Annotated in this window: 16 protein-coding genes; 1 reads left to right on the forward strand and 15 read right to left on the reverse strand. The window is 72.0% G+C overall.

Going from position 1 to position 24,970, the window contains the following annotated elements; all coding sequences use genetic code 11:
* Positions 1-161 precede the first annotated feature (161 nt).
* From pncB to xerD, 13 genes are all read right to left on the reverse strand, one after another.
* Positions 162-1,340, reverse strand: coding sequence for a nicotinate phosphoribosyltransferase (gene pncB / locus F0P95_RS00575; RefSeq protein WP_182335302.1), 1,179 nt, complete (start codon positions 1,338-1,340; stop codon positions 162-164).
* A 103-nt stretch (positions 1,341-1,443) separates the two neighbouring features.
* Positions 1,444-5,868 (reverse strand): cellulose biosynthesis protein BcsC, encoded by a 4,425-nt coding sequence (locus tag F0P95_RS00580; RefSeq protein ID WP_182335303.1) that lies wholly within the window; start codon positions 5,866-5,868, stop codon positions 1,444-1,446.
* Positions 5,850-7,016 carry a cellulose synthase complex periplasmic endoglucanase BcsZ gene (gene bcsZ, locus F0P95_RS00585; protein WP_182335304.1) on the reverse strand — a complete coding sequence of 389 codons (1,167 nt, stop codon included), beginning with the start codon at positions 7,014-7,016 and terminating at the stop codon, positions 5,850-5,852. Before bcsZ ends, F0P95_RS00580 begins: the two co-directional genes overlap by 19 nt.
* A gap of 2 nt (positions 7,017-7,018) precedes the next feature.
* Positions 7,019-9,337 (reverse strand): cellulose biosynthesis cyclic di-GMP-binding regulatory protein BcsB, encoded by a 2,319-nt coding sequence (gene bcsB, locus F0P95_RS00590; protein ID WP_182335305.1) that lies wholly within the window; start codon positions 9,335-9,337, stop codon positions 7,019-7,021.
* On the reverse strand, positions 9,334-11,484 hold the full coding sequence (gene bcsA, locus F0P95_RS00595) for a UDP-forming cellulose synthase catalytic subunit (RefSeq protein WP_182335306.1): 2,151 nt from the start codon (positions 11,482-11,484) through the stop codon (positions 9,334-9,336). Before bcsA ends, bcsB begins: the two co-directional genes overlap by 4 nt.
* Positions 11,485-11,572: 88 nt before the next feature.
* Positions 11,573-11,881, reverse strand: a complete 309-nt coding sequence (locus F0P95_RS00600) for a hypothetical protein (RefSeq protein WP_182335307.1) — start codon at positions 11,879-11,881, stop codon at positions 11,573-11,575.
* 22 nt (positions 11,882-11,903) lie between these two features.
* Positions 11,904-12,359: a cellulose biosynthesis protein BcsD gene (gene bcsD, locus F0P95_RS00605; RefSeq protein WP_425515892.1), complete on the reverse strand. Its 456-nt coding sequence runs from the start codon at positions 12,357-12,359 to the stop codon at positions 11,904-11,906.
* A gap of 283 nt (positions 12,360-12,642) precedes the next feature.
* Complete coding sequence (locus F0P95_RS00610; protein ID WP_054667642.1) at positions 12,643-13,479, reverse strand: glycosyltransferase family 2 protein; 837 nt, start codon at positions 13,477-13,479, stop codon at positions 12,643-12,645.
* Complete coding sequence (locus F0P95_RS00615; protein WP_182335308.1) at positions 13,476-14,348, reverse strand: glycosyltransferase family 2 protein; 873 nt, start codon at positions 14,346-14,348, stop codon at positions 13,476-13,478. Before F0P95_RS00615 ends, F0P95_RS00610 begins: the two co-directional genes overlap by 4 nt.
* 191 nt (positions 14,349-14,539) lie before the next feature.
* The gene (purL, locus tag F0P95_RS00620) at positions 14,540-18,421 is read right to left on the reverse strand and encodes a phosphoribosylformylglycinamidine synthase (protein ID WP_182335309.1); all 3,882 of its coding nucleotides are present in this window, start codon (positions 18,419-18,421) and stop codon (positions 14,540-14,542) included.
* Between the two features lie 105 nt (positions 18,422-18,526).
* Positions 18,527-19,030 carry a hypothetical protein gene (locus F0P95_RS00625; RefSeq protein WP_182335310.1) on the reverse strand — a complete coding sequence of 168 codons (504 nt, stop codon included), beginning with the start codon at positions 19,028-19,030 and terminating at the stop codon, positions 18,527-18,529.
* A 23-nt stretch (positions 19,031-19,053) separates the two neighbouring features.
* Entirely contained in the window at positions 19,054-19,833 is a 780-nt protein-coding gene (locus F0P95_RS00630; protein ID WP_182335311.1) for a DsbC family protein, read from the reverse strand.
* A 766-nt stretch (positions 19,834-20,599) separates the two neighbouring features.
* The gene (gene xerD, locus F0P95_RS00635) at positions 20,600-21,616 is read right to left on the reverse strand and encodes a site-specific tyrosine recombinase XerD (RefSeq protein WP_182336635.1); all 1,017 of its coding nucleotides are present in this window, start codon (positions 21,614-21,616) and stop codon (positions 20,600-20,602) included.
* Positions 21,617-21,687: 71 nt separating this feature from the next.
* Here xerD and F0P95_RS00640 point away from each other — a divergent pair, with 71 nt between their 5' ends.
* Complete coding sequence (locus F0P95_RS00640) at positions 21,688-22,155, forward strand: RDD family protein (protein WP_182335312.1); 468 nt, start codon at positions 21,688-21,690, stop codon at positions 22,153-22,155.
* 610 nt (positions 22,156-22,765) lie between these two features.
* Here the strand turns inward: F0P95_RS00640 and lptG are convergent.
* Complete coding sequence (lptG, locus tag F0P95_RS00645; protein ID WP_182335313.1) at positions 22,766-23,872, reverse strand: LPS export ABC transporter permease LptG; 1,107 nt, start codon at positions 23,870-23,872, stop codon at positions 22,766-22,768.
* Entirely contained in the window at positions 23,869-24,951 is a 1,083-nt protein-coding gene (lptF, locus tag F0P95_RS00650) for an LPS export ABC transporter permease LptF (RefSeq protein WP_182335314.1), read from the reverse strand. The genes lptG and lptF overlap by 4 nt, the downstream gene beginning before the upstream one ends.
* Between the last annotated feature and the right edge of the window lie 19 nt (positions 24,952-24,970).

Consider the following 24,970-nt stretch of genomic DNA (forward strand, 5'->3'; position numbering starts at 1 on the left):
CATCCTTCGGCCCCTCACCAAAATCCATGACGGACGTCACAGTAAAACCCGGCCCGCCCTTCATCTCAATGTCACTTGCTCACCACAAGCCTGCCATGAACGGGCGCTACCCCGCATGCACAGGCCCGCCGGCCGGGGCCCACCCCGCCGCGCCGCGTGGCTCAGGGCGCCGCGGGCAGGCCGAATACCTGCCGCAGATAGGCCAGGTACCCCGGGTCGTCGCACATGCTCTTGCCCGGCGAGTCGCTGAGCTTGGCCACCGGCTGGCCATTGCAGCGGACCATCTTGATCACGATGTTCAGCGGCGTCGGCCCCAGGTCGTTGGTCAGGTGGGTGCCCACGCCGAAGGCGACCTGGCAGCGGTCGCGGAAGTAATCGTACAGGCGCATCACCTTCTCGATGTTCAGGCCGTCGCTGAACACCAGGATCTTGCTGGAAGGATCGGCGCGGTTGGCCTTGAAGTGCGCCAGCATGCGGTCGCCCCATGCGAACGGGTCGCCGGAGTCGTGGCGCACCCCGTCGAACAGCTTGCAGAAATACATGTCGAAGTCGCGCAGGAAGGCCTCCAGCCCGACCACGTCGGACAGCGCGATGCCGAGGTCGCCGCGGTACTCGCGCGCCCACGACTCCAGCGCGGCCACCTGCGAGTCGCGCAGGCGCGGGCCCAGCGCCTGGAACGCCTGCAGGTACTCGTGCGCCATCGTGCCGTGCGGGGTCATGCCGTAGCGGCGGGCGAAATACACGTTGCTGGTGCCCACGTACTGGGTGCCCAGCGCATCGCGCAGCAGCGGCAGCATGTGCCCGTGCCAGTCGCGCGAATAGCGGCGCCGGGTGCCGTAATCGGCGATGCGGCAGTTGTCGAAGCCCGGGGTATCGCGCAGCAGCGCGGTCTTGGCGCGCAGCCGGCGCTCGCCCTCGGCGAAATCCGGCGTGCTGGTGGTGCGGAACCAGACCTCGTTGATGATCGCCAGCAGCGGCACCTCGAACAGGATGGTGTGCAGCCACGGGCCGGTGATGTCCAGCTCGATCTCGCCGGGCACGGTGGCCGAGGCGCGCAGGTCGATGTACTTGCGGTCCAGGTGGAACAGGCCGAGGAAATCGGCGAAATCCGGCTTCACGAAGCGCAGCTGGCGCATGTAGTCCACCTCGTCGGCGGCGAAGCGCAGGCTGCACAGGTGGTCGATCTCGGCGTTGATCTGGTCCAGGCAGCGGGCCAGGTCGATGCCCGGCGTGCGGCACTTGAAGCGGTACTGGACGATGGCCCCGGGGTGCTGGTGCAGCACCGCCTGCATCATCGTGAACTTGTAGAGGTCGGTATCGAGCAGGGACTGGATGATCATGGGCGCATTATGCGCCGCCCTCCCCGCCCGGCCACCGGCCCGCCGCCGTGGCGCCCGCAGGCGACCGGCGCACCCGGCCGCGGCCGGGCACGCCGTGCTGCGGTCATTCGTCGCCGGCGTAGGGCGAGCGCAGCGGCTGCGGCTGCCGGCCCAGGCCCGCGCCCAGGCGGTCGAGCAGGAAGCGCAGGTACACGTTGGTGCCGAACTGGCGGTAGTCGCGGGCGTTGTTGAACTCCATGCGCCCGCCCAGGAACAGCTGGGTGGACAACTGCCACTCCGCCGCCGCGCTCAGGTTGTAGGACACCCCGGTCTTGGTCTGCCCGGCATAGACCGGTTCGACATAGCGCGGGGTCAGGCCCAGCAGCGCGGCCAGCGATGCCGCATCGTAGGCCGCCTGCTGCATCGCCGGGTCCAGCGGGAAGTAATCCGCCGGATCCTCCTTGAAGCTCTGCACGCCGACGCTGGCATCGACCTGCCAGGCCAGCCGCTGCGCGGCGCTGCGCCCGTTCCAGTGCAGCGGCACGCTCACGTCCACGTAGCGCTGCGGACTGAAGTAGCCGCCATGGCCGTAGGTGAAGCCGCTGAGGTTGCGGTCGTACTGCATCGCGGTCAGGTTCAGGCCCGCGGTCAGCGACTGGTTCGCCGTTTCCAGGGCGTGCACATAGACGCCCGCGCCCAGTTCCTGGCGGTCGTTGCCGGCCACGTGGGTACCCTGCAGGCGGTGCCACGCCAGGTTGGCGTAGCCGCCGAGCAGGCCGTTGTCGACGGTCGCGGCCATGCGCGCGCCGGTGGCGGTCACCCCGCCCCATTGCAGGCCGTTGCGCGCATCGCTGACGCCGGCGAAGGACAGCAGGCTGTCGGTCACCGCGCGCCGCGAGGCTTCGCCGGACCAGGTCAGCGCATCGCCGATGCGGCCGCGATAGCCGACCCCGCCGACGATGCCGGTCTCACCGAAACCCAGCGGGGTGGTGCCGACGTCGGCGCGGAAGCCGCCCTGCTCGAAGCCCACCGACACGCCGGCGCCACTGGCGTCCAGCGATCCCAGCCGGCGTGCGCCGGCGGCGTTGGCCACCATCGCGTACAGCGTGTCCTGGAACGCCAGCGGCGTCTGCGAGGCGCTGCTGCCGCCGGCAAGCGCCTTCAACTGCGCCTGCTCGCCGGCGCTGAGCCCGCGCAGCAGCGCGGTGCTTCCCAGCACCTGCCGGGCGATGTCGGCGATCGGGGTGTTGCCGAGGTCGCGGCCCAGCATGTAGTCGGGCAGCGGATCGGCGTACAGCAGTTCCAGCGTGGCCTTGCGGCGCTCGGCCGCGGTGAGCGTGGCGTCGGTCTGGTTGAACAGTTCCTGGTAACGGCCGCTGTCCAGCGCGCGTTCGTAGATCAGGTTGCGGGTCGCGGTGGTGGCGCCATTGGTCAGCAGTGCCTGGTACAGCGACGAGCCGACCAGGTCGTCGACCGGGGCGCGATCGGCGGCCAGTGCCCCGGACAGCGCCAGCTGCGGGCCGGCGCCGAAGCGGCTGGCCGAGGCATAGCCGTCGTCGGCACGGCCGGCATCCAGCACCGTCGGCGTCACCGCGACCTGCAGCTTGCCGTCGCCAATGCCGAAACGGGCCTGCAGCGGTACCTGCAGGTCGGCCAGTTGGCCCAGCCCGGCCTCGCCGTCGCGACTGCGATAGGCGGCACCGGCCGCCAGCGCGCTGCTGCTGTCGGCGCGCAGTTCGCGCAGTTCGTCGATCACGCCACGTGCCGGGGCTGCGGCCGGGGCATGGGCCGGCAACACCGCGGCCGGCGCCGCCGAAGCGGCGACACGACGCGGCGCAGGGATGGCCGCGACCGGCGCGGCGGACAGCGCCAGCACCGGGGCCGGCAGGCCATCGGCGTCGATCTGCGGCGACGGCAGCGCGGCAGCAGCCAGCGGCGTGGCGGCGAGCGCGGCGACACTGGCCGGCAGCGGCGCCGGATCGGCGCGCAGCGCGACCGGCCGGGTGTTCCCATGGGTGATCCCGGCGAAGGGATTGAAGGCGCGGCCGGCGCCGGCCAGCGCGGTGCTGGCGTGCGGATAGCCATTGTCCGGTTGCCCTGCGCCGCGCGCGGCAGCGGCGATGGCGGCCTTGAAGTAGCTTTCGGCGCGGCGGTTCTTGCCGGCCGCACGGTAGACCCGCCCGGCCGCGGCCAGCACCTCCGGCGACTGCGGCGCGCGTGCCAGCGCCTGCTCCAGGTAGTGCCCGGCGGTGTCGAGATCGCGCATCGCCGCGGCGCTGCCGGCGGCGGCCAGCATCGCATCGACGTCGCCCGGCGCCAGCTGCAGCAACTGCTGGTACAGCGCCAGCGCCTGGCCCGGGTCGCCGGCGGCGGCGTACAGGCGCGCCAGCGCGGCGATGGTCTGCGGATCCTGCGGCTGCTGCGCCAGCACCGGCGCCAGCACGTCGTAGGCACCCTCCAGGTTGCCGAGTTCACGCAGCGCATCGACCTGGCGCAGCACGTAGCCGCTGCGCAGTTCCTGCAGGCGCCTGCGTTGCGCCGGGTCCAGGCGGGCATCGCCCAGCTGCCGCAGCAGGGCCGCCAGCTCGGCGTCCTGGCGCGCGCGCAGCAGCACCTCGCCGTACTGCAGGCGGTTGTCCACGTCCGGGTTGCCCTGCATCAGCCGCTGCGCCAGCGCCAGTGCGCGCTGCTGGCTGCCGATGTCGGCGTAGGCCCCGGCCAGGGCCGCGGCGATGCCGGGCCGGGCAATGCGCTCGCCCAGCGCCGACTCGGCACGGGCGAGCAGCAGCTGCGCCTCGCCGACGCGGTTGCCCTGCACCAGGGTGCGCGCCTGCGCGGCCTGCTGCTGCACCCAGGCGGTGTCGTGCAACGCGCTCATCTCGGCATCGCGCGATGCCGCGGGGATGCGCTCCAGCAGGGCCCAGGCGCCATTCCAGTCATTGCGTTCGCGGGCGAACAACGCCTGCGCGAACAGCGACTGCGGCGCGTCCGCGTCCTGCGCGCGCAGGCCGGCCATGATGCCGTCGGCCTGGTCCGGGCGCCCCTGGCGCTGGTAGAGGCGCGCCAGTTCCAGCCGCAGCCAGGGATCGCGCGGCTGCTGCAGCACCGCGTCCTCCAGTTCGATCTGCGCCATCTCCAGGCTGCCCGAAGCGATCGCCTGCTGCGCGCGTGCGCGCGCCAGGTTGGCGCGCAGCACCGCGGCACCGCCGGCACGTTCCTGCTGCTCGGGGGTGAGCCGCTCGAACAACGCGGCGGCCTCGTCGGCGCGCCCCAGCCGGCCGAGCAGCGTACCCAGGCCCTGCAGGGCACCGGCGTTGCCGGCATCCAGTTCCAGCGCCCTGCGGTAGCTCGTCTCGGCCGCGGCGGCATCGCCGGCGCCCAGCAGGTCGCCCAGCAGCACGTGGCCGGTGGGTTCGGCGGGCTGCAGCGCGATGGCCTCGCGGACCTTCGCCGCCGCTTCCGTCCCCGGCTGCCGCCGCGCTTCCTGCAGGACCTGCCAGTAGCGGGCGGCGTTGGCCGCGCCGCGCCATTTGCCATTGGCCGCGGCTGCCGGGCGCAACAGCTCGGCGGCTTCGCCGAACCGTTCCTGGCGCAGCCGCACCGAGCCCAGCCCGCCCATCGCCTCGGTGTTCTTCGGCTGCGCACGCAGCACCTGCGCGAAGCGCGCCTCGGCAACGTCCAGGGTGCCGCCCTGCAAGGCGCGGAAACCCTCGCCCAGCAGGCGCTGGTTCGGGTCCGGCGCAGGGTCGGCGCGCACCGCCTGGTCGCGCAGCTGCACCTGGCGCGCGGCGATTTCGCGGTCGTCCGGCTGCAGTTCCAGGAACGCCTGGAACAGCGGCGCGTCGGCACGGGTGGCATTGAGCCACAGCAACGCCTGGCGCCAGGCCACGCGCGCCGCTGCGGCGGTGTCCTGGCGCTGGCTGAGCGTCCTGAGCTGGGCGATGCCCTCGCGCCGGCTCGGCTCGCGGTAGGTCAGCACCTGCGCCAGGGCCAGTGCGGCGGCACCGTTGTCGCGTTCGGCGGCCACCTGCCGGCGCAGGCCGTCGCGCGCCCGCGTCCAGCCGTCCTGGGTACCGGCCAGCACCTGGTAGTACTCCAGCGCGAGATTGTCCGGCGGCCCGCCGGCGCCGAACGCCTCGTCGTAGGCCTTGACCGCCTCGGCATAACGGCCGGCAGCGGCCGCGCTGCGCGCCGCCTGCAGCGGACCGCCGGCGGCGCTGCCGCCGCCGGCCAGTGCCGCACGCAACCGCGCGGTCTGCGCCGCCGACGGATGCCGGGCCTGCAGTTGCTGCAGGCGCCGCTGCGCCTCCGCGCGACGCCCCTGGTTGAGGTCGATCAGGCCCAGCCCGAGCAGCGCGTCGGGCTGCGCCGGGTCGGCGGCCAGCAGCTTGCGCCAGGTATCGGCGGCGAGGTCTTCGCGCCCCTGGTCGAGCCAGTAGTTGCCCTGGTTGACCAGTTGCCGGGTGGATGCGGCGTTCTGGCTCCATGCCGGCGCGGTCAGTACGCACAGGCCGAGCAGGCACAGGGGTTTCAGGTTTTTGCGGAACATGTCGTACTCCACGCGGGCAGCAGGCGCCCGTCGGCAGCGAAACGGAAACGGCGGTCCATCCATCCGCGCCCGAACAACACCAGGACGCGGTCGTAGTAGCCAAGGGCGTCGGCGGCCGCGCCGGCCGCCGGAATGCGGCCGGCCTGCGCGCTCGCCAGGGCCGTCTGCCCCAGCGCCGACAGGTACGGCAGCAGCGCGGCGGAAAAGCCCGCCGGCGCGGTGCCGTCGGCGGAACCGCTGCGGGTCTGGATCTTCTCGGCGAAGCCGCCGCGCGCGCGCAGCAGCCGGGCCGGACCCGGCAGCGCGTCGAGCAGGCGCCGCCGCAGCGGTTCGCCGGGGTCGGTCATGCCGGCCCACAGGTAACAGCGGATGGCGTCGTAGCTGCCGACCGCGCCCTTGCCCGGATCGGTCACGAAGGCCTCGCCGTTCCAGGCGATCCAGTCCGGCGCGAAGCCGCCCGGCGCCGCGGCGCGCAGCATCGCCACGCTGCGTTCGGCCAGCCGCGCCCATGGGCCGCGCGGATCGACCATGGCGAACCGGCGCAGCACGAACAGCGGCAGATAGCTGGGATTGAGCAGCCAGCGGTCGCGCTGCACGAAGCCGCGGTTGCCGGGCAGCAGCATCGGCCCGAAGCCCGGCAGCTCGACCACTTCGGCGGCGCGCATCAGCCCCAGCACCTGGCGGCCGGCCTGGACCAGTCCGGGCCGGTTCCACAGGCGCCCGGCCTCGAGCAGCGCGTAGGCGATCCACAGCTCGCCATCGGACGCGGTATTGCCGTCGAGCACGCGCCACTGCCCGTCGCCGGCGCGCCCCCACAGCCACGCCGGCAGGTTCAGGTCCGGGCGTCCGCCGCACAGGTGGCGGCGGGTCCACGCCAGGATGCGGTCGAACAGCACCGGGTTGTTGTCCACCAGCGCGAAGAACAGCGCATACGACTGCGACTCGGAGGTGCTGCGCTGGTCCGGATGGGAGAAATCGATGACCCGCCCATCGTCCTGCAGGTGCCGCTGCACGAAGCCATGCCAGTCGCGCCACGGCATGCCGCAGGCGGTTGCCGCCCGCACCGGGCAGGCGGCGACCGCCGCGGCCGCGGCGATCAGCCCCAGCGCCTCGCGCCGCGACAGCATGCGCGCAACCTCCGGCGCCATGCTCAGCCCGCGACCTTCAGGCGCGCACGCGCATGGCGCCGCAGCAGCCAGCCGGCCAGCATGGCCAGCAGCAGGCACACCAGGCCCACGCCCAGCGCCAGCCACAGCGGGTGATGGGCGAAGAACCAGCGCAGCGCCAGCAGCGGCGGCAGCTCGCCGACGTAGTAGGTCTGGTTGCCGGCCAGGCTGCGCACCGTGTCGCCCTGCAGCAGCACCACGCTGCCCTGGAACCGGCGCAGACGCGCCGGATCGAACCACGCCTCGAACAGGCGGTTCACGTGGCCCGGCTCGTCGGCCATCAGCGCCACCACGCTGCGGCCCTTGCGCAGCGGCGATTCGAAACCCAGCAGCAGCACGTCGCCCGGCTGCGGGCGCACGCCGACCTCGGCCACGGTCGGCAGGTCGGTACGGCGCGCGTCGGGCGACAGGAACGCCGGCAGCGTGTTGAACAGCCAGTCGGACAGGCCGAAGCGGCGGGCCTGGGCACTGTCGCCGACCGGCATCGCCGCGGCCCAGCGCGCGAACAGCGGCTGGTTGCGGCGCGAACCGAGCACCAGCAGGTCCTGGTCGGCGTGTTCGTCGACCTGGCGTGCCTGGATGACGCGCGTGCGCAGCGCCGGATAGCCGGTCGAGGCCCCCATGCGGCCGAGCAGCGCCAGGGCATTGGCCACGTCGTCGCCGCTGGCGTTGTCGGGCATCACCAGCGCGCTGTCGGACAGGTCGGCCATGCGCGTGAACGGGAAGCCGGCATTGCCGAAGGCGGCCAGGTTGGGCATCGCCATGTAGTGCGCGAAGCCGCTCAGGTCGATGGTGGAGGCGTCGTCGATCGACGCCGACACGTCCGGGAAGGTGTTCTTGCACTCCTCCGCGCGCGGGCGGTCGAAGAAGAAGTGGAAGCGCAGCTGGCTGCTGGCCGACAGCGGCCCGGTCGGCAGCAGCAGCGGCTGCTGGATCGGCATCGCGCCGCGCGCGCCCAGCTTCTGCCACAGCTGCCGCGGCACCGAGGTCGCCAGCGGGCGGCCGTTGAGCGGCAGCGTGGTCACGAACGCGTCGTTGATGCTGATGTTCAGCGCCGACTTGTCCGCGCCTTCGGGCAGGGTATAGCGGTAGCGCAGGTCCACCGGAATGCCGTCCTTGCGCCACACGAACAGGTCCGGCGGCAACTGCAGGCCGATGCGGATCAGGTCCGGGTTGTACCCGACCACGTTGAGCTCGCTGGTGCTGCGCACCAGTTCGGAAAAGCGCACCGGGCGGTCGCTGGGCACCCAGTTGGGCGCGTCGTAGGGCTTGCGCGGCGCGGCGTCCTTGACCTCGCGCAGGGTCGCGCTGGCGCCGGACAGCGGCGCGCCCAACGCCAGCGCGGTGGCCGCCGCGCGCAGTTCGGCATCGTCGCGGCCCAGCACCAGCAGCAGCTTGCCGCCGGCATCGTTGGGGTTGCTGGCCACCGCCAGCGTCGGCCCGGACACCTCGACCGGCGCCACGCCGGCCGGCAGGTTGCGCGGCGTGGCCACGACCACCGCATTGCCGCGCGCCGGCAGCACCCCGGTGGACACCGGGAACATCGCGCCACGGTAGCCGGCCAGCGCGCCGAACCACGACGACACGATGCCGGCGGCCTGCAGCTGGCCGTTGGCCGGCTGCCCGGCGAACACGAACGGCAGTTCCAGCCGGCGGGTATCGCGCGCATCGAAGAACGGCACCGGCAGCAGCGCCAGGTCGTTGCTCAGCGGCAGCGGCAGCCAGCCCAGTTCCAGGTAGCTGGCGCTGTCGATGTTGGCCCACAGGCTGCTGTGGTCGGGGTCTTCGCACTCGCGCGTGTAGTGGCCGATCAGCTGCAGGTTGACCCGGTTGTAGCCGGTTACCAGCCGCGGATCGATGGCGACGTCGCGCTCGACCGGCCGCCCGGCCTCCTCCGCCGAGACCGGCAGCGTCGCCACGGTCACGTCGTTGACGGTGACGCGCAGGTGCGACAGATCCGGCAGCAGCGCCGGCGAATAGGTGTACTTCAGGTGCAGCGCGGCGTGGTCGACGACCTGGTCGCTGCGGATCGAGAACGGGATGCCGGCCGTGCCCTGCACGCCGCGCAGCGTCACTTCATAGTCCAGTCCCAGCTGCTTGAGCGTGGAGCGGCTGCGCTGCAGCGGCAGCGCGCCCGGTACGGGCGCGGCGGCGGCGATGTCCGGCTGCAGGCCCGGCGGCAACGGTGCGGCGGCCGGCGCCTGCGCGTGGGCGGTGCCCGCCAGCAGGGCCAGGGCGAATGCCAGCGTGGCGCTGCGCGCGCGCGCGGCGGGGGTCGGCGGTACAGGCAGGCAATGCTTCATGCGGTTTCTCCGGGAGCGGGCTGGGCGTTGCCGTCATTCCGCCCCCTGGTGATGACGAATCGGCCCAGGCGGTGGAAGCCGCGCAGGCTGGCGCGGAGCACATCGGACAGCGAGCGCAGGAAGGTGTCGCGCTCGTGCCGGCCCCACAGCGAGACCCAGATGTCGGCGCGGGCGAAGGTGGAGGCGATCAGCCAGCGCTCCTGCTCGATGTTCAGCTCGCCGAACTGCAGGCTCAGCCCCTGCGCGTCGCGGTCGTGGCGCACCTGCGCCGGCAGGCGCTGGCTGCGCTGGCGATGGCGCAGCTCGATCTCCACCGGGGTATCGGGCTGCACCGGCTGCGGCTGGTCCAGGCGGATGGCCATGCCGCCGGTGGAGAAATCGACCGTGCTGCAGGCCAGCGCGCGTCCGTCGGGCAGGTGCAGCAGCGCCTTCATTTCCAGCGGCACGCGGTGCGCACGGCGGATCTGGCGCTGCTCGCTGCAGGTGGCGATGACCGCGCCGAGCATGATCATGTTGTAGAAGGTCCAGCCCAGGTTGAGCCAGATCGTGTTGACCTCGCCGCTGCTGTCGGCCATCACCAGGCGGACGATGCCGGCGACCACGCCGGCCAGGTTGAGCAGCAGCAGGAACAGGTACGGACGGGCGATCTGCGCGTCGAAATAGCTGTTGTGGACCAGGCCGCCCTTGGCGGTGACGTTGAACTTGCCCAGCCGCGGGTTGAACACCGCCATCAGCGTCGGCCGCAGGATGTACCAGGCCAGCGCGGTCTCGTAGACCTCGTTCCACAGCAGGTGGCGGTGCCCGCCCTGGATGCGCAGGTTGGTCAGGCTGGCCTGCGCCAGGTGCGGCAGCGCGTAGGCGAAGATCATCAGCGCCGAGGCGTGGATCACGTGCGCGCCGAAGAACAGGAACGCCAGCGGCGCGGTCAGGAAGATGATGCGCGGCAGCCCGTAGAAGAAGTGCAGCATCGCGTTGGTGTAGCAGATGCGCTGCACCAGGCTCAGGCCGCGGCCCAGCATCGGGTTGTCGACGCGGAAGATCTGCGCCATGCCGCGCGCCCAGCGCGTGCGCTGGCCCACGTGCGCCGACAGGCTCTCGGTGGCCAGTCCGGCGGCCTGCGGCACCGGAATGTAGGCGCTGCGGTAGCCGGCGCGGTGCAGGCGGATGGCGGTATGCGCATCCTCGGTCACCGTCTCCACCGCCACCCCGCCCACCTCTTCCAGCGGCGCGCGCTTGATCACCGCGCACGACCCGCAGAAGAAGGTCGCGTTCCAGGCGTCGTTGCCGTCCTGCAGCAGGCCGTAGAACAGCTCGCCTTCGTTGGGCACCTTGCCGAAGGTGCCGAGGTTGCGCTCGAACGGGTCGGCCGAGAAGAAGTAGTGCGGCGTCTGCACCACCGCCAGCCGCGCGTCGTGCAGGAACCAGCCCATCGACATCTGCAGGAACGAACGCGTCGGCACGTGGTCGCAGTCGAAGATGGCGACGTACTCGCCGTCGGATTTCTTCAGCGCCGCGTTGATGTTGCCGGCCTTGGCGTGGTTGTTGTTGGTGCGGGTGACGTAGTTCACCCCCACTTCCTCGCAGAACGCGCGGAATTCCTCGCGGCGGCCGTCGTCGAGCAGGTGGATCTTCAACTTGCCGGCCGGCCAGTCCATCACCGTCGCCGCCAGCACGGTGGTGCGCACCACCGACAGCGGTTCGTTGTAGGTGGGGATGAACACGTCCACCGTCGGCCACAGCGACTGGTCCTCGGGCAGCGGCAGCGAGCGCCGGTGCAGTGGCCAGGCCACCTGGAAATAGCCCAGCACCAGCACCACGAACGCGTAGACCTCGGCCATCACCAGGCCGAAGCCCAGGGTCAGGTCGACCACGCTGCCCATGCCCATGGTCTCGGTCAGCCGCCACCACATGTAGCGGCTGGACATGACCAGCGACAGCCCCATCAGCAGCAGCGGCACGATGCGGTTGCGGGCGCGCCGCAGGCACAGGCCGATGGCGAACACCGCCAGCGAGAACAGCAGCTGCCGGGTCACGTCCAGCGGCACGGTGACGACGAAGCCGATGAGCAGCACGCCCACCAGCACCAGCGCGGCCAAGCCAAGGCGAGCCAGGGCCTGCGAGCCCTCGGGCCTGATTGAAAGTCTCATGGATTTCCCCTGTGCGCCGCCCCTGCGGGCGGCCTTGCCGGCCGGATCGCGCGTCATCGCGGTCCGGCGCGGCGTTCGTGCCCCGTTCCTATTGCCTGCGCAAGCGGATCAGGGGGCTGTCGTCCGGAATCGTCCCGCCGGCTTCTGCCAGCCTGCGGAACAACTGCGACAGTGGCGTGTCCGCCTGCGCGGCGGGCAGGTCGGGCGCAGCCGCGGGTTGCACCGCGACCACCGCTTCCACTGCCGCCGGCGCTGCCGGCCGGGTCGCCGCAGCGGGCAACCTGGCCTCGGGGAACTCCCGGTACTCCGGCCGTCCCTTGCCGTCGCCCAGCTTCATGAACAGGCCTGCCACATCGTCATCGCATTGCGGCGCTGCCGCCGGTCGGTTGCTGCTCATGCCCAACGCATCTCATCCATCGTCAAAACACCCGCCCCACGGTAAAGATCGAAACGTCACGGTTGCCGGTCGCCAGGTGGCGCACATCGAGCACGGCAAGCATGCCGGCGCCGCGCAGCCAATGGCGGTAGGCGCCCTCGAGAAAGCCGTGATGCCAGGCGCCGCCACCCAGCGCCGCCGCCAGCGGCGAGGCCGCATGCACGATGCGCAGCTGGTCGGCGCGCTCCTCGAACCTCGCCCATCCCCACTCGCAGTCCGTCCACACCGCGTTGACCGAGGCCTGCAGGGCCTCGACGGTGGCCACCGGCGGCAGGCCATGGGCGTCGGCGAAGCGCTGGCCGATGCGCGCCATCAGCCGTGCCGATTCCTCCTCCGGCAGCGCCTGGTCGAACTCCGCCGCCATCGCCTGCAGGAAGCCCCGCCATTGCCGGGCACAGGAACGGTCGCGATAACCATCGAGCAACTCTGCCGGGTTCACCAGGCCATTCCCCTGCGCACCCGCACCTCACCTACGCAACGCATCCCGCCTCCTGCGACATTCGATACCACTGAATATTGTGAATTAGATCACAATTCAAGCCAACACCCAGCGACCTGCCGATGCAGCGGTGCACACCGCCGCATCCAACGCACTCCCGGGGATGCGGACAGCAAAGCACACGACCGTAAGAAGACCATGGCCGGATGACGCTGCCTTTGCAGGCAGCCACGGCGCCACCATCAGGGGAACCCGGGCGCCGGCCCGCGCATGGACGGCGCCGTCAGCGGCGCAGCAGCAGCCGTGGCACCTGCACGAGCGCATGCGCCCAGATCGCGCACCACACCGCGGCGCGTACCGGCAGGCCGCGGCGCGGCGCCTCGAACTTGCGGAAATAGCGCCACAGCCCGCGGTGCTTGTGCCACTCGACGAAAAACGGCCGTGCACGGCTGGAGACGCCGCGCACGTGCAGCACCGCCAGCCGGTTGGCGATGGCCACCGTGGCCCCGGCCTGGCGTGCGCGCCGGCACAGGTCCAGGTCCTCGGCATGCAGCCGGTAGCCCGCGTCCCAGCCGCCAATGCGGTCGAACAGCGCCCGCGGCATCAGCAGCAGCGCGCCGGACAGCGCCGGCACTTCCTGCAGCGGCTGCGCCGGATCGGGTGCCAGCGCCAACCGCGCACCGGCGGCGGGATTGCGCAGCATCGCGGCGAAGTCGGGATCGCGGCGCCGCACCGCCGCATCCGGCCGCCCCTGCGCGTCCACCTGCTCCACGCCGAGCAGGCAGTCGCCCAGCGGCAGGCCCAGGTCGCGCAGGCGCGCCAGCGTGTCGGGTTCGACCATCAGGTCGGGATTGACGAACGCCAGCCACGGCGCGTCGCTGTCGCGCGCGCCCTGGTTGCAGGCGGTGGCGAAACCGGGGTTGTCGGGATTGGCGATGAAGCGCACCCGCGCATCGGCCAGGGCATGGCGCTGGACGATGCCGAGCGAGCCATCGTCGGAGGCGTTGTCCACTACCCGGATCTGCACCACGTCGTGCGCGCCGCGCAGCCGCGCCAGGCATTCGTCCAGCGTCGCCGCGCTCTGGTAGCTGACCACGACGACCGCGATCGCCCCGCTCACGAGGCGACCTCCGCCGCCGCATCGCCGCCGTCATCGTCGTCGCCGAACAGGTCGGGCTGGCGCGCCGGCAGCGCCGCCAGCTCCCACAGCTGCTGCAGGTGCTGGCGGTGGTGATGCAACGGATCGTCCATCAGGAACCCGGCCAGGCGCGCGGTCCAGGCCGGCCAGCGGTTGCCCAGCACTTCCATGTCGCCGTCGGCGGGGCGGCCCTCGTCATGGCGGCCGACGAAGGCGTTGTCGCACAGCACGTTGCGCCAGCCCAGCCCGCTCATGCGCAGGCTCAGGTCCACCAGCGCCGCGTACCACGAGCCGCAGCTCTGCGTGTCCAGCCCGCCGGCGCGGCGCCGCGCGCTGCCGCGCACCAGCACGGCATGGGTGACCGCCGAGGGCAGCTCCGGGTGCAGCAGCGGCATCGACGCGCAGGCGCGCGCCAGCCGTGCGCCATCGGACGGCAGCGGATTGAGTTCGCCGGCGCGCGGCCAGGCCACGGTCTCGCCGGCATTGCTCCACGGCGTGGCGGTGGCGATGGACGCATCGCGCGCGAGGCAATCGGACAGCTGCTGCAGCCAGCCCGGCAGCGGCAGCGCGTCGGGCGCGAGCACCGCCACGTCGGCGTCGCCGCAGGCCTGCAGCATCTGCTCCAGGTGCGCCGATTCGCCAATGGACCGCGGGCGCCGGGTGTACTCCGCCTGCAGCCGGGTGCGCGCCAGCCACGGTTCGATCACCGCCTGCACCCGCGGCCCGCCCTGGGCATCGTCGGCCAACCAGATCGGGGTACCGGCGGGGGTGGCGGTTTCCAGCGCCGCCAGGCAGGCATCGAGCGCCACGTCGTCCACGCCGACCGGCAACAGGATCACCGGCAAGCGCACGCAGCGTCCCCGGCCCGGCGTGGAATGGAGGGTGCGGAACTGGTCACGGCCGGCGATTCCCTGAGGCTGACGCAGCGAACTCTAGCAGTCGCCCGCGGCAGCGCGTACCCGCAGGCCGCATGACGCCGCGCTGCCGCCACGGCGTCGCAGCGGGCCCGTGTCGCCACGGGCCCGTTGATGGCACGGCGCGATCAGCCGCACCACACCCGCGCGTTGCGGAACATGCGCAGCCACGGCGCGTCCTCGCCCCAGCCCTTCGGCGCCCAGCTCAGGTTGAGCGTGCGCGGGGTCCGCTCCGGGTGCGGCATCAGGATGGTGACGCGGCCGTCGCGGGTGGTCAGGCCGGTGATGCCGTCGGGCGAGCCGTTCGGGTTCAGCGGGTACTGTTCGGCCACGCGGCCATCGCCATCGACGTAGCGCAGCGCCACGTCGACCGCGGCCTGGTCGACCGCGCCGTCGAACTCGGCGCGGCCCTCGCCGTGCGCCACCGCCACCGGCAGCCGCGAACCGGCCATGCCGCGCAGCAGGATCGACGGCGACTCCACCACTTCCAGCAATGCGGTGCGGGCCTCGAACTGCTCGCTGCGGTTGCGCAGGAAGACCGGCCAGTGCTCCGCGCCGGGGATGATGGCCTTGAGCTGGCTCATCATCTGGCACCCGTTGCACACGCCCAGGGCGAAGGTGTCCGGGCGCGCGAAGAACGCGGCGAAGGCCTCGCGCAGCGCCGGGCGCTCCAGGATCGAGGTGGCCCAGCCGCGGCCCGCGCCCAGCACGTCGCCGTAGCTGAAGCCGCCGCAGGCGGCCAGCCCGCGGAAGTCCGCCAGCTGCACGCGGCCTTCGATCAGGTCGCTCATGTGCACGTCGAAGGCATCGAAGCCGGCGCGCTCGAAGATATTGGCCATTTCGATCTGGCCGTTGACGCCCTGCTCGCGCAGGATCGCCACCTTCGGCCGCGCCCCGGTGGCGATGAACGGCGCGGCGACATCCTCGGCCGGGTCGAACGCCAGTTTCGGCTTCAGCCCCGGGGCATTGAAATTGCGCGCGACCGCACGCTCCTGGTCGGCCGCCTCCGGGTTGTCGCGCAGCTTCTGCATGGCGTGGGTCACCGACCACCAGGCATCGAACAGCTCTTCCCAGCGCCACTCGGCCAGGCTCTGCCCGCCCAGCTGCACGCGCACCACCGGCGCGGTGGTCGGGCGTGCGATGCGCTGCGCGCATTCGGTCAGCGCATGGCGTTCGACCAGGTCGGCGAACGCGGCGCGGTCTTCCCTGGCGATCTGCACCACCGCACCCAGTTCCTCGTTGAACAGGCTGCGGAACGGATCGTCGCCCCAGGCATCGAGCACGATGTCCAGGCCCAGCCGCGAGGCGAACGACATCTCGCACAGGGCGGCGAACGCGCCGCCGTCGCTGCGGTCGTGGTAGGCCAGCAGCAGCCCGGCCTGGCGCGCGTCGCGGATCAGTTCGAAGAAGCCGCGCAGGCGCTGCGGGTCGTCCAGGTCCGGCACTTCGCCGGCGAACGCCGGCAGCGCGCTGTGGTCGGCCTGGGTCTGGGCCAGGATCGAGCCGCCCAGGCGCTGCTTGCCCGCGCCCAGCCCGATCAGCCACAGCTCGCTTTCGCCCTCGCGTTCCAGCAGCGGTGTCAGCTGCTGGCGCGCGTCGGCCACCGGCGCGAACGCCGAGATCACCAGCGACACCGGCGACACCGACTTCTCGGTCCTGCCGCCGGCCTGCCACTGCGCCTGCATCGACAGCGAGTCCTTGCCCACCGGGATACTGATGTCCAGCTGCGGGCACAGTTCCATGCCCACCGCCCTGACCGCGTCGTACAGCAGCGCGTCCTCGCCGTCGTGGCCGCAGGCGGCCATCCAGTTGGCCGACAGCTTGACCGTGTCCAGCGAGATCAGCGGCGCGGCGCACAGGTTGGTGATGGCCTCGCCCACCGCCATGCGCGCCGAGGCGGCGGCGTTGAGCAGCGCCAGCGGGGTGCGCTCGCCCACCGCCATCGCCTCGCCGGCGTAGGTGTCGAACCCGGCCAGGGTGATGGCGACATCGGCCATCGGCAGCTGCCACGGGCCGATCATCTGCTCGCGCGCGGTCAGGCCGCCAACGCTGCGGTCGCCGATGGTGACCAGGAAGTTCTTGGCCGCCACGGTCGGGTGCGACAGCACCCGCAGGCCGGCGTCATGCAGGTCGATGCCGGCGGTCTTCAGCTGCGGCCAGCGCGGCGCGGCCGGGTGCGCGGTGTCGCGGTGCATCTTCGGCGCCTTGCCGAACAGCACGTCCATCGGCAGGTCGATCGGCGCATCGGCCGGGATGTTGCCCGGGGTCGCGCCGTAGGCCACCACCAGCCGTTCCTCGGCGGTGGCCACGCCGACCGCGGCGAACGGGCAGCGCTCGCGCGCGCAGATGGCGGTGAACTCGGCCAGGCGCCCGGCCGGGATGCCCAGCACGTAGCGCTCCTGCGATTCGTTGCACCACAGTTCCAGCGGCGACAGCGAGGGATCGTCGGTCGGCACCTTGCCCAGGTCGATCACGCCGCCGACGTCGGAGTCGTGCAGCAGTTCCGGGATGGCGTTGGACAGGCCGCCGGCGCCGACGTCGTGGAAGAACTTGATCGGGTTGTCGGCGCCCATGGCCACGCAGCGGTCGATCACTTCCTGGCAGCGGCGCTCCATCTCCGGGTTGTCGCGCTGCACGCTGGCGAAATCCAGGTCCTCTGCGCTCTCGCCCGAGGCCACCGACGAGGCGGCGCCGCCGCCCAGGCCGATCAGCATCGCCGGGCCGCCGAGCACGATGACGACGTCGCCATCCTGCAGCTTCAGCTTGTCCACCTGCACGCGGTCGATCGCACCCAGGCCGCCGGCCAGCATGATCGGCTTGTCATAGGCGCGGGTGATGCCGTCTTCCGGCAGCTCGAAACTGCGGAAGTAGCCAAGCAGGTTCGGGCGCCCGAACTCGTTGTTGAACGCGGCGCCGCCGAGCGGGCCGTCGAGCATGATGTCCAGCGCCGGCGCCATCCGCGGGTTCAGCGCGCGCGGCGCCTCCCACGGCTGCGGCAGGGTCGGGATGCGCAGGTGCGAGACCGAGAAGCCGGTCAGGCCGGCCTTGGGCTTGCCGCCGCGGCCGGTCGCGCCCTCGTCGCGGATCTCGCCGCCGGCACCGGTCGAGGCGCCCGGGAACGGCGCGATCGCGGTGGGGTGGTTGTGCGTCTCGACCTTGATCTGGAACGCGCTGGGCACCACCGCCTCGCTGCGGTAGCGGCCGCTGGCCGGATCGGGGCGGTAGCGCGCGGCCGGCTCGCCCTCGATCACCGCGGCGTTGTCGCTGTAGGCGCTGAGCGTGTGCTGCGGGGTCTGCTGGTGGGTGTTCTTGATCATCCGGAACAGCGAGCGCTCCTGCGCCTGTCCGTCGATGGTCCAGCTGGCGTTGAAGATCTTGTGCCGGCAATGCTCGGAATTGGCCTGCGCGAACATCATCAGTTCGACGTCGGACGGGTCGCGGCCGAGTTCGCCGTAGCGCTGGCGCAGGTACTCGATCTCGTCCTCGGCCAGGGCCAGGCCCAGGCGCTTGTTGGCGCCTTCCAGGTCGGCCAGCGCGATGCGCTGCAGCGGCTTGCGCGCCGGGCTGTCGAACAACGCCCGCGCCTGCGCGATGTCGGCCAGCAGCGACTGCGTCATCGGATCGTGCAGCAGCCGGGCCACGGCCGCCTGCAGGGCCGGGTCGGACGGCCAGCCGGCCAGGTCGATGCGGGTGCCGCGCTCCACGCGCTGGATCGCCAGGCCGGCGCCGCGCACCAGTTCGGTGGCCTTGCTCGACCACGGCGACAACGTACCCAGGCGCGGCACCACGTAGCGCGACAGGCTGCCGGCGGCGGCCTCGGCCGGTTGCGGCTGGGCCTGCAGGATGCGGCCCAGCGTGGCCTGGTCGACGGCCGCGGCATCGGTGGCCTGGGTGAAATAGACGTGCCAGGCACCGGTGATGCGCAGATCGGCGGCGATGGACTGCAGGCGGGATTCAAGACGTTCGCGGCGGAACGGCGAAAGGGCGGCTGCGCCCTCGAGGACGATCATGTCCGGGAGACCATGGTGGGAGTCGGGCCCGCCATTGTACCGGAGCCGGCTTCCGGCCGTGCCCGGCGGCGCCGTGTGCCGCCGGTCCCCGGGGCCGGCGACGGCCTATTCTTCGGGCGCCGGCCTGACCTCGCGGCCGACGCGACGCCACCGCGTCCCGTTCCAGACCAGGTAGTCGACGATGTCCGGGGAGCGGTACCCCTCGGTATGGGTGACGACCAGCAGGCGGCTGTCGCGCCGGTAGTCGAAGCGGACGTTGTTCAACGCCTGGCCGGGGTGGACCCTGCCGCTGCGGCGGTCGATCAGCGCGTACTGGCGGCAACCGCTGCCGCAGCCGACCAGGAACAGGGTGAAGCGGTCGGCGAAGTTGGGCGGTTCCGGGACCTCGCCGTCGAACTGCACGTACTGTTTCATCTTCCAGCCGATGTCCGCGCGCGGCAGCTTCGCCGGCGCCGGATGGTCGATGCGGCTCAGCGGGACGCGATGGGCCTCGAACGTGAGCGGTGCCGACGCGCAGCCGGCGTGGAGCAGCGGCGCAAGCAGCGCCGCGCGCCGGGCAACCGCCGTCCACCACGCGACGGACGGACGGCGGCGGAGCGCCGGCGGCATCGTGCTGCCCCGGGGCCGACGGATCAGGGACTGCCGGCGGCGCCGGGCAGCCGCTCCAGCGCGGCCTTGAGCTGCGCCGGCGGCAGGTAGCCGCCCAGCTGGGTGCCATCGGCGGCGAAGATCGCCGGGGTGCCGCTGATGCCCAGCTGCTGGCCGACGTTGTATTGCATCGCCACCGGGTTGGTGCAGTTCTTCGCCTCCACCGGGCGGTCGGACTTGGCCGCGGTCAGCGCCGCCTTGCGGTCGCTGGCGCACCACACCGAAATCATGTCGGTGTGGTCCTTGCTGCCCAGCCCCATGCGCGGGAACGCCAGGTACTCGACGGCGATGCCCTGGCGGTTCAGCTCGGCGATGTCCTGGTGCAGCTTGCGGCAGTATCCGCACTCGATGTCGGTGAACACGCTGATGGTGTACTTGGCATTCGGCGGCGCGAACACGATCCGGTCCGAATGCGGCAGCGACGCCAGCAGCTTGCGGCGGTGGGCCAGCAGGCCCTCGCTGGTCGCCAGCGCGCGCTTGCCGATGTCGTAGGGCTGGGCCTGCATCAGGTAGCGGCCGTCATCGGTGACGTACAGCACCTGGCCGGACACCACCACCTCGCGGAAGCCGGCGAACGGCGCGGCGCCGATGTAGTCCGGATTGAAATTCGGGTCCAGCTGCCTGAGCGCATCGCGCACCCGCTTCTCGACCGCGCCGTCCGCGGTGGCCGGAGCGGCAGCGGCGGTGGCTTCAGGCGCTTTCGGCTGCGCGCAGGCGGTCAGGCTGATCGCGCCCAGCAGCGCGGCGGTGGCGATTCGGAGCATGGGGATTCCAGGAAAAGAGAAAGGCGGAAAGCCCGGCGATTCTCGCATACCCCGGGGACGGGGACGTTCCGGGTATCACCGGGCGGGCGCCACTCACCGCGCCCCGCGAAAGGGCGCGATGCCGCTGCGGCAAGCGGCCGTGCGGCCTATCCGGGCTTGATGACCCGTTGCAGAACGGGCCGGGCCATCGCTGCCGCCAGTGCCGCCGGGCGCCGGGCGGTACCGGGGGTACTCGCAGCCGCTGGAACCATCGCAGGAGATGGCGGGATCTGGACGCGCGGCGGCGCGGCAGGCGTTCGCGACCGCATCCTGAGGGATAACCACCGGAGTACCGCTGGACGAGACAGCGCTGCAGATACCCGGAGATATCGAAAGCGGTCATGGATGCGGTGGGATCTGGACGCGCGGCGGCGCGGCAGGCGTTGCTGGCGCCCGGGTTTCGGCCGGGCGCGGCCGGGCGTTCGCGACCGCATCCTGGGGGATAACCACCGGAGTACCGCTGGACGAGACAGCGCTGCAGATACCCGGAGATATCGGAAGCGGTCGTGGATGCGGTTGGATCTGGACGCGCGGCGGCGCGGCAGGCGTTGCTGGCGCCCGGGTTTCCACCTGGCGCGGCCGGGCGTTCGCGACCGCGCGCGCCAGTGGCGCGGGTTCGCTGCTGCCTTCCCTGGCGGGACTTCAATGGCTTGTGGATACTCCGGCCCGGCCATCCGTGGCCGGGCGTTCGCGACCGCGCGCGCCAGTGGCGCGCAAGCGCGGTCGCTCACCCCCTCGGGTGGTGGTTGCGGTGCAGCTTCTGCAGGTGTTCGCGGGCGACCAGGGTGTAGATCTGGGTGGTGGACAGGGAACTGTGGCCCAGCAGCATCTGCAGCGCACGCAGGTCGGCGCCATGGTTGAGCAGGTGGGTGGCGAAGCTGTGGCGCAGGCCGTGCGGACTGATCCGCGCCGGGTCGATGCCGGCCGCCGCCGCGCAGGCCTTCACCAGCGCCCAGAACTGCTGCCGCGTCAGCGGCTTCTGCCCGCGGGCCAGGAACAGCGGCACCTGGCCGTCGGCCGTGGCCTGCACCGGCCGCCCCGCCACCAGTGCCGGGCGCGCGTCGGCCAGGTAGCGCTCCAGCCAGTGCCGGGATTCCTCGCCCAGCGGCACCAGCCGCTCCTTGCTGCCCTTGCCGGTCACCCGCAGCACGCCCTGGCGCAGGTTGACCGCGTTGGCCGGCAGGTCCACCAGTTCGCTCACGCGCAGGCCGGCGGCATACATCAGTTCCAGCATGGCGCGGTTGCGCAGGCCCTCCGCCGTGGCGATATCCGGCGCGGCCAGCAGCGCCTCGATCTGGCTCTCGGCCAGGGCCTTGGGCAGCGGCCGCGGCAACCGGGGCGGCTCCAGCAGCGCGGACGGATCGTCGTCGCGCTCGCCGCGGCGCAGGCAATCGGCGAAGAACGCGCGCAGCGCCGAAAGCAGGCGCGCGTTGCTGCGCGGCGACCAGCCGTGGCGGGTCCGCCAGGCCAGGTAATCGAACAGGCCGGCACGATCGATGCCGGCCAGCGTGCTCCGCGGCGCCGGCGCCGGCGCCTGGCGGGGCGGTTCGCCGGCCTGCCAGGCCGCCCAGCGGGCCAGTCCCTCCAGGTCCCTGCGATAGCTGTCCAGGGTCGCCCGCGCCAGCCCCTGTTCGGCCCAGATCGCATCGAGGAAGCGCTGGATGCGGCGGCCGTCGGCCTCGCGCAGCGGCGGCAGCTGCATCACCCGTTGGCGGCGTTCGGCGGCGGTGGAAGGCGAACTCATCGCGCGCAGGATAGGCATTGCCGGCGCCGCTGCCCATCCACATCGCGCACGCCAGCCCGTATGCTCGCGCGATGAACGCCGATTCCGCCGCCCCGCCCCGCCCCTCGCCACTGCTGTTGCGCCGCCTGGCGGCACTGTTCTACGACCTGTGGCCGGTGCTGGCGCTGTGGATGCTCACCGCGGTGCCGTTCACCCTGCTGGACGTGGTTGCCAGCGGCGGCAACACCCACCACAACATCGCCCCGTACAGCCCTCTGCAGTGGCTGCTGTGGCTGTGCTGCTGGGCCGTGGCCGGGGTGTACGCCACGCTCAGCTGGAAGCGCGGCGGGCAGACCTTGGGCATGCGCCCGTGGCGACTGTATGTGCAGGGCACCAATGGCGCGCCGTCGATGGCCCTGCTGTGGAAGCGCTATGCGCTGGGCACGCTGTCGCTGCTGTGCGGCGGCCTGGGATTCTGGTGGGCGCTGCTGGATCGGGAGGGGCTGACGTGGCACGACCGCCTCAGCAACACCCGGCTGGTGCACGTCCCCGACCGGTAACCGCCCCGGAACAGCACACCCGTCGTTGCTCCCGGCGCGCAGCGGCGCGGCAGGGCAACCGGCGCTTGCGGTTGCCTGTGGCGCGGCATGACCGCCTCAGCAACACCCGGCGGGGGCATGTCCCCGACCGGTAACCACCGCAAACAGCCCACCCTTCATTGCCCCGGCGCGCGGCGGCGCGGCAGGGTAACCGGCGCTTGCGGTTGCCTGTGGCGCGGCATGACCGCCTCAGCAACACCCGGCGGGGGCATGTCCCCGACCGGTAACCACCGCAAACAGCCCACCCTTCATTGCCCCGGCGCGCGGCGGCGCGGCAGGGTAACCGGCGCTTGCGGTTGCCTGCGGCGCGGCATGACCGCCTCAGCAATACCCGGCTGGTGCACGTCCCCGACCGGTAACCACCGCAAACAGCCCACCCTTCATTGCCCCGGCGCGCGGCGGCGCGGCAGGGCAACCGGCGCTTGCGGTTGCCTGTGGCGCGGCATGACCGCCTCAGCAACACCCGGCGGGTGCACGTCCCCGACCGGTAATCACCGCTTCACTGCCCCGGCGCGCGGCGGCGCGGCAGGGCAACCGGCGCTTGCGGTTGCCTGCGGCGCGCGAAGCGGACTCAGCTCGAGCGTCGTTTGAACAGCCAGCCGGATACGGCCAGCATGATGATCGGCGGCAGTGCGTAGGCGATGCGGTAGTCGAACTTGAGCGCGCCGGCCATGCGCCCGAAGAACATCTGCAGCAGCAGGAAGCCCAGCGCGAACAGCATGCCCAGGAACAGGCGTTTGCCCATGCCGCCACTGCGCAGCGAACCGAACGCGAACGGCACCGCGGCCAGGCACAGCGCCAGCACGTTCACCGGATAGAACCAGCGGCTCCAGTAGGTGTCCTCGTAATCGCGCGCATCCAGCCCGTTGCGCTTGCGGTACTCGATGCTGGTGCGCAGTTCGGCGGCGGTCAGGCTGCGTGGCTTGGCCAGGCCCGAGGCCAGGGCCGCCGCATCCAGGGCCGAGTCCCAGGGCTCGCTGGCCACCGTCTGGCGGGTGGCCGAGCGCTCGCCGAAGGTGTCGCGCCGCACCTGCTCCAGGGTCCAGCCCCGGGCGTCGTGGCGGGCGGTGACCGCATGGGTCAGGCTGGCCAGGCGGCCATCGGCGTCCAGCCGGTAAAGGCGGACGTCATGCAGCAGCAGGCGCGTCCCGCCGTCCTCGGTGAGCTGCTCCTCGCCGCTCTGGGCATTGAGGAAGGTGTCACCCTCGCGCGCCCACAGCCCGGAATAGCGGGCCATGGCCATGTCGGTGTTGAACTTGGCGCTGGCCTTCAGCGCATCGGCCTTTTCCTGCGCCCACGGCGCCAGGGTTTCGCCGTTGACCACCATCATCGCGGTCAGCATCGACATCGCGATGGCCACCGACAGCGCGATGCGGCGGCGCGACAGGCCGAGCGCACGCAGCGCGGTCAGCTCCGAAGTCGCCGCCAGCTGCCCCAGCCCCATCAGCGCGCCGATCACCGCGGCCATCGGGAACAGGGTGTAGGCGCGGCGCGGCAGGGTGTAGGCGCTCCAGGCCACCGCGTGGCCGAAGGTATAGCTGCCGGTACCGATGTTCTTGGCCTCGCCGGACAGCGACAGCATCGCGTCCAGTCCGGTCAGCACCGCCCACGCCAGCAGCACCGTGACCAGCACCGTGCGGCCGACGTAGAAATCGTGGATGCGCGGGCGCAGCATCATGCGCGTGCCCCCTTGCGGCGCGACAGCCGGCCATCGCGGAAGTACAGCCACAGCGCCAGCGCCAGCAGCGGCACGGTCAGCCACCACATGCCCAGCTCCATCGGCAGCTTGCCGCTGGCCAGCCATTGCCGGCCGCTGATCATCAGGCTGATGCCCACCACGTAGCCGAGGAAGGCCAGCATGACGCTTCCATAGCGCTGCTGCCGCGGCGTGCTGCGCGACAGCGGCAGCGCCAGCAGGGCGAAGGCCAGCGCCAGCAGCGGCGGGGTGATGCGCCAGTGCAGCTGCGCCTGCGCCTCGCGCCGGTCGTCGCCGAGCAGGCGCAGGGTCGGCAGCACCTCGGGGTCGTCCTGGCCGCGCGCTTCATCGCGGTCGGGCAACGCCACCTCGTTGCTGGCGTAGCGCATCAGGCGGTAATCCAGCCCGCCGTTCTCGGGGCCTTCGACGCGGTGGCCGTCCTGCAGCCGCAGGAAGCGCTGGCGATCGCCCTCGAAGAACATGGCGCCGCTGTTGGCCGAGACCACGTCGATGCGCCCGTCCTCCTGCCGCTGGATGAACACCTTGCCCATCCGGGTGCCGTCCTCGTTGAGCGAGGACAGGTAGACGATGCCGCCGCCGGAGAGCTGGGTGAACTTGCCCGGCTCCAGCCCGGCCACCACCACGCTGCGGCTGGCGGCCTCGACCATCGCGTCGGCGGTGCGGTTGGCCCAGGGCCCCAGCCACAGCGAGCAGGCCCCGACCACCGCCACCACCGGCGCCACCAGCATCATGACCGGCCGCAGCAGGCGCCGCGGGCCGACCCCCACCGCGGTCAGCACCGCCATCTCCGAATCCCGGTAGAGCCGGGCGATGGCCAGCGACAGGCCGAGCAGCAGCGCCAGCGGCAGGATGATGGGCAGGTAGACGATGAACTGCAGGCCCAGCTGCGACAGCAGCAGCCCGGCCGGCATGCGGCCGTCGGCAATCCGGCCCAGGATGTCCACCAGGACCCCGCCCACGCTCACCACCAGCAGCACGGTCAGGGTCGCCAGGAAGCTCTGGATGAAGTCGCTCAGCAGGTAGCGGTCAAGCTTCGCCATGGGGTGGGTGGTTTAAACT

The organism is Stenotrophomonas acidaminiphila (assembly GCF_014109845.1).
Lineage (GTDB): Bacteria > Pseudomonadota > Gammaproteobacteria > Xanthomonadales > Xanthomonadaceae > Stenotrophomonas > Stenotrophomonas acidaminiphila.

What these genes read in the sequence shown, in the direction of transcription:
- bcsA (WP_182335306.1), bottom strand. Translation starts at nt 11,484, where the DNA reads ATGAGACTTTCAATCAGGCCCGAGGGCTCGCAGGCCCTGGCTCGCCTT.
- purL (WP_182335309.1), bottom strand. Translation starts at nt 18,421, where the DNA reads ATGATCGTCCTCGAGGGCGCAGCCGCCCTTTCGCCGTTCCGCCGCGAA.
- bcsZ (WP_182335304.1), bottom strand. Translation starts at nt 7,016, where the DNA reads ATGGCGCCGGAGGTTGCGCGCATGCTGTCGCGGCGCGAGGCGCTGGGG.
- F0P95_RS00580 (WP_182335303.1), bottom strand. Translation starts at nt 5,868, where the DNA reads ATGTTCCGCAAAAACCTGAAACCCCTGTGCCTGCTCGGCCTGTGCGTA.
- F0P95_RS00630 (WP_182335311.1), bottom strand. Translation starts at nt 19,833, where the DNA reads ATGCTCCGAATCGCCACCGCCGCGCTGCTGGGCGCGATCAGCCTGACC.
- xerD (WP_182336635.1), bottom strand. Translation starts at nt 21,616, where the DNA reads ATGAGTTCGCCTTCCACCGCCGCCGAACGCCGCCAACGGGTGATGCAG.
- lptG (WP_182335313.1), bottom strand. Translation starts at nt 23,872, where the DNA reads ATGATGCTGCGCCCGCGCATCCACGATTTCTACGTCGGCCGCACGGTG.
- F0P95_RS00600 (WP_182335307.1), bottom strand. Translation starts at nt 11,881, where the DNA reads ATGAGCAGCAACCGACCGGCGGCAGCGCCGCAATGCGATGACGATGTG.
- F0P95_RS00640 (WP_182335312.1), top strand. Translation starts at nt 21,688, where the DNA reads ATGAACGCCGATTCCGCCGCCCCGCCCCGCCCCTCGCCACTGCTGTTG.
- bcsB (WP_182335305.1), bottom strand. Translation starts at nt 9,337, where the DNA reads ATGAAGCATTGCCTGCCTGTACCGCCGACCCCCGCCGCGCGCGCGCGC.
- F0P95_RS00625 (WP_182335310.1), bottom strand. Translation starts at nt 19,030, where the DNA reads ATGCCGCCGGCGCTCCGCCGCCGTCCGTCCGTCGCGTGGTGGACGGCG.
- lptF (WP_182335314.1), bottom strand. Translation starts at nt 24,951, where the DNA reads ATGGCGAAGCTTGACCGCTACCTGCTGAGCGACTTCATCCAGAGCTTC.
- pncB (WP_182335302.1), bottom strand. Translation starts at nt 1,340, where the DNA reads ATGATCATCCAGTCCCTGCTCGATACCGACCTCTACAAGTTCACGATG.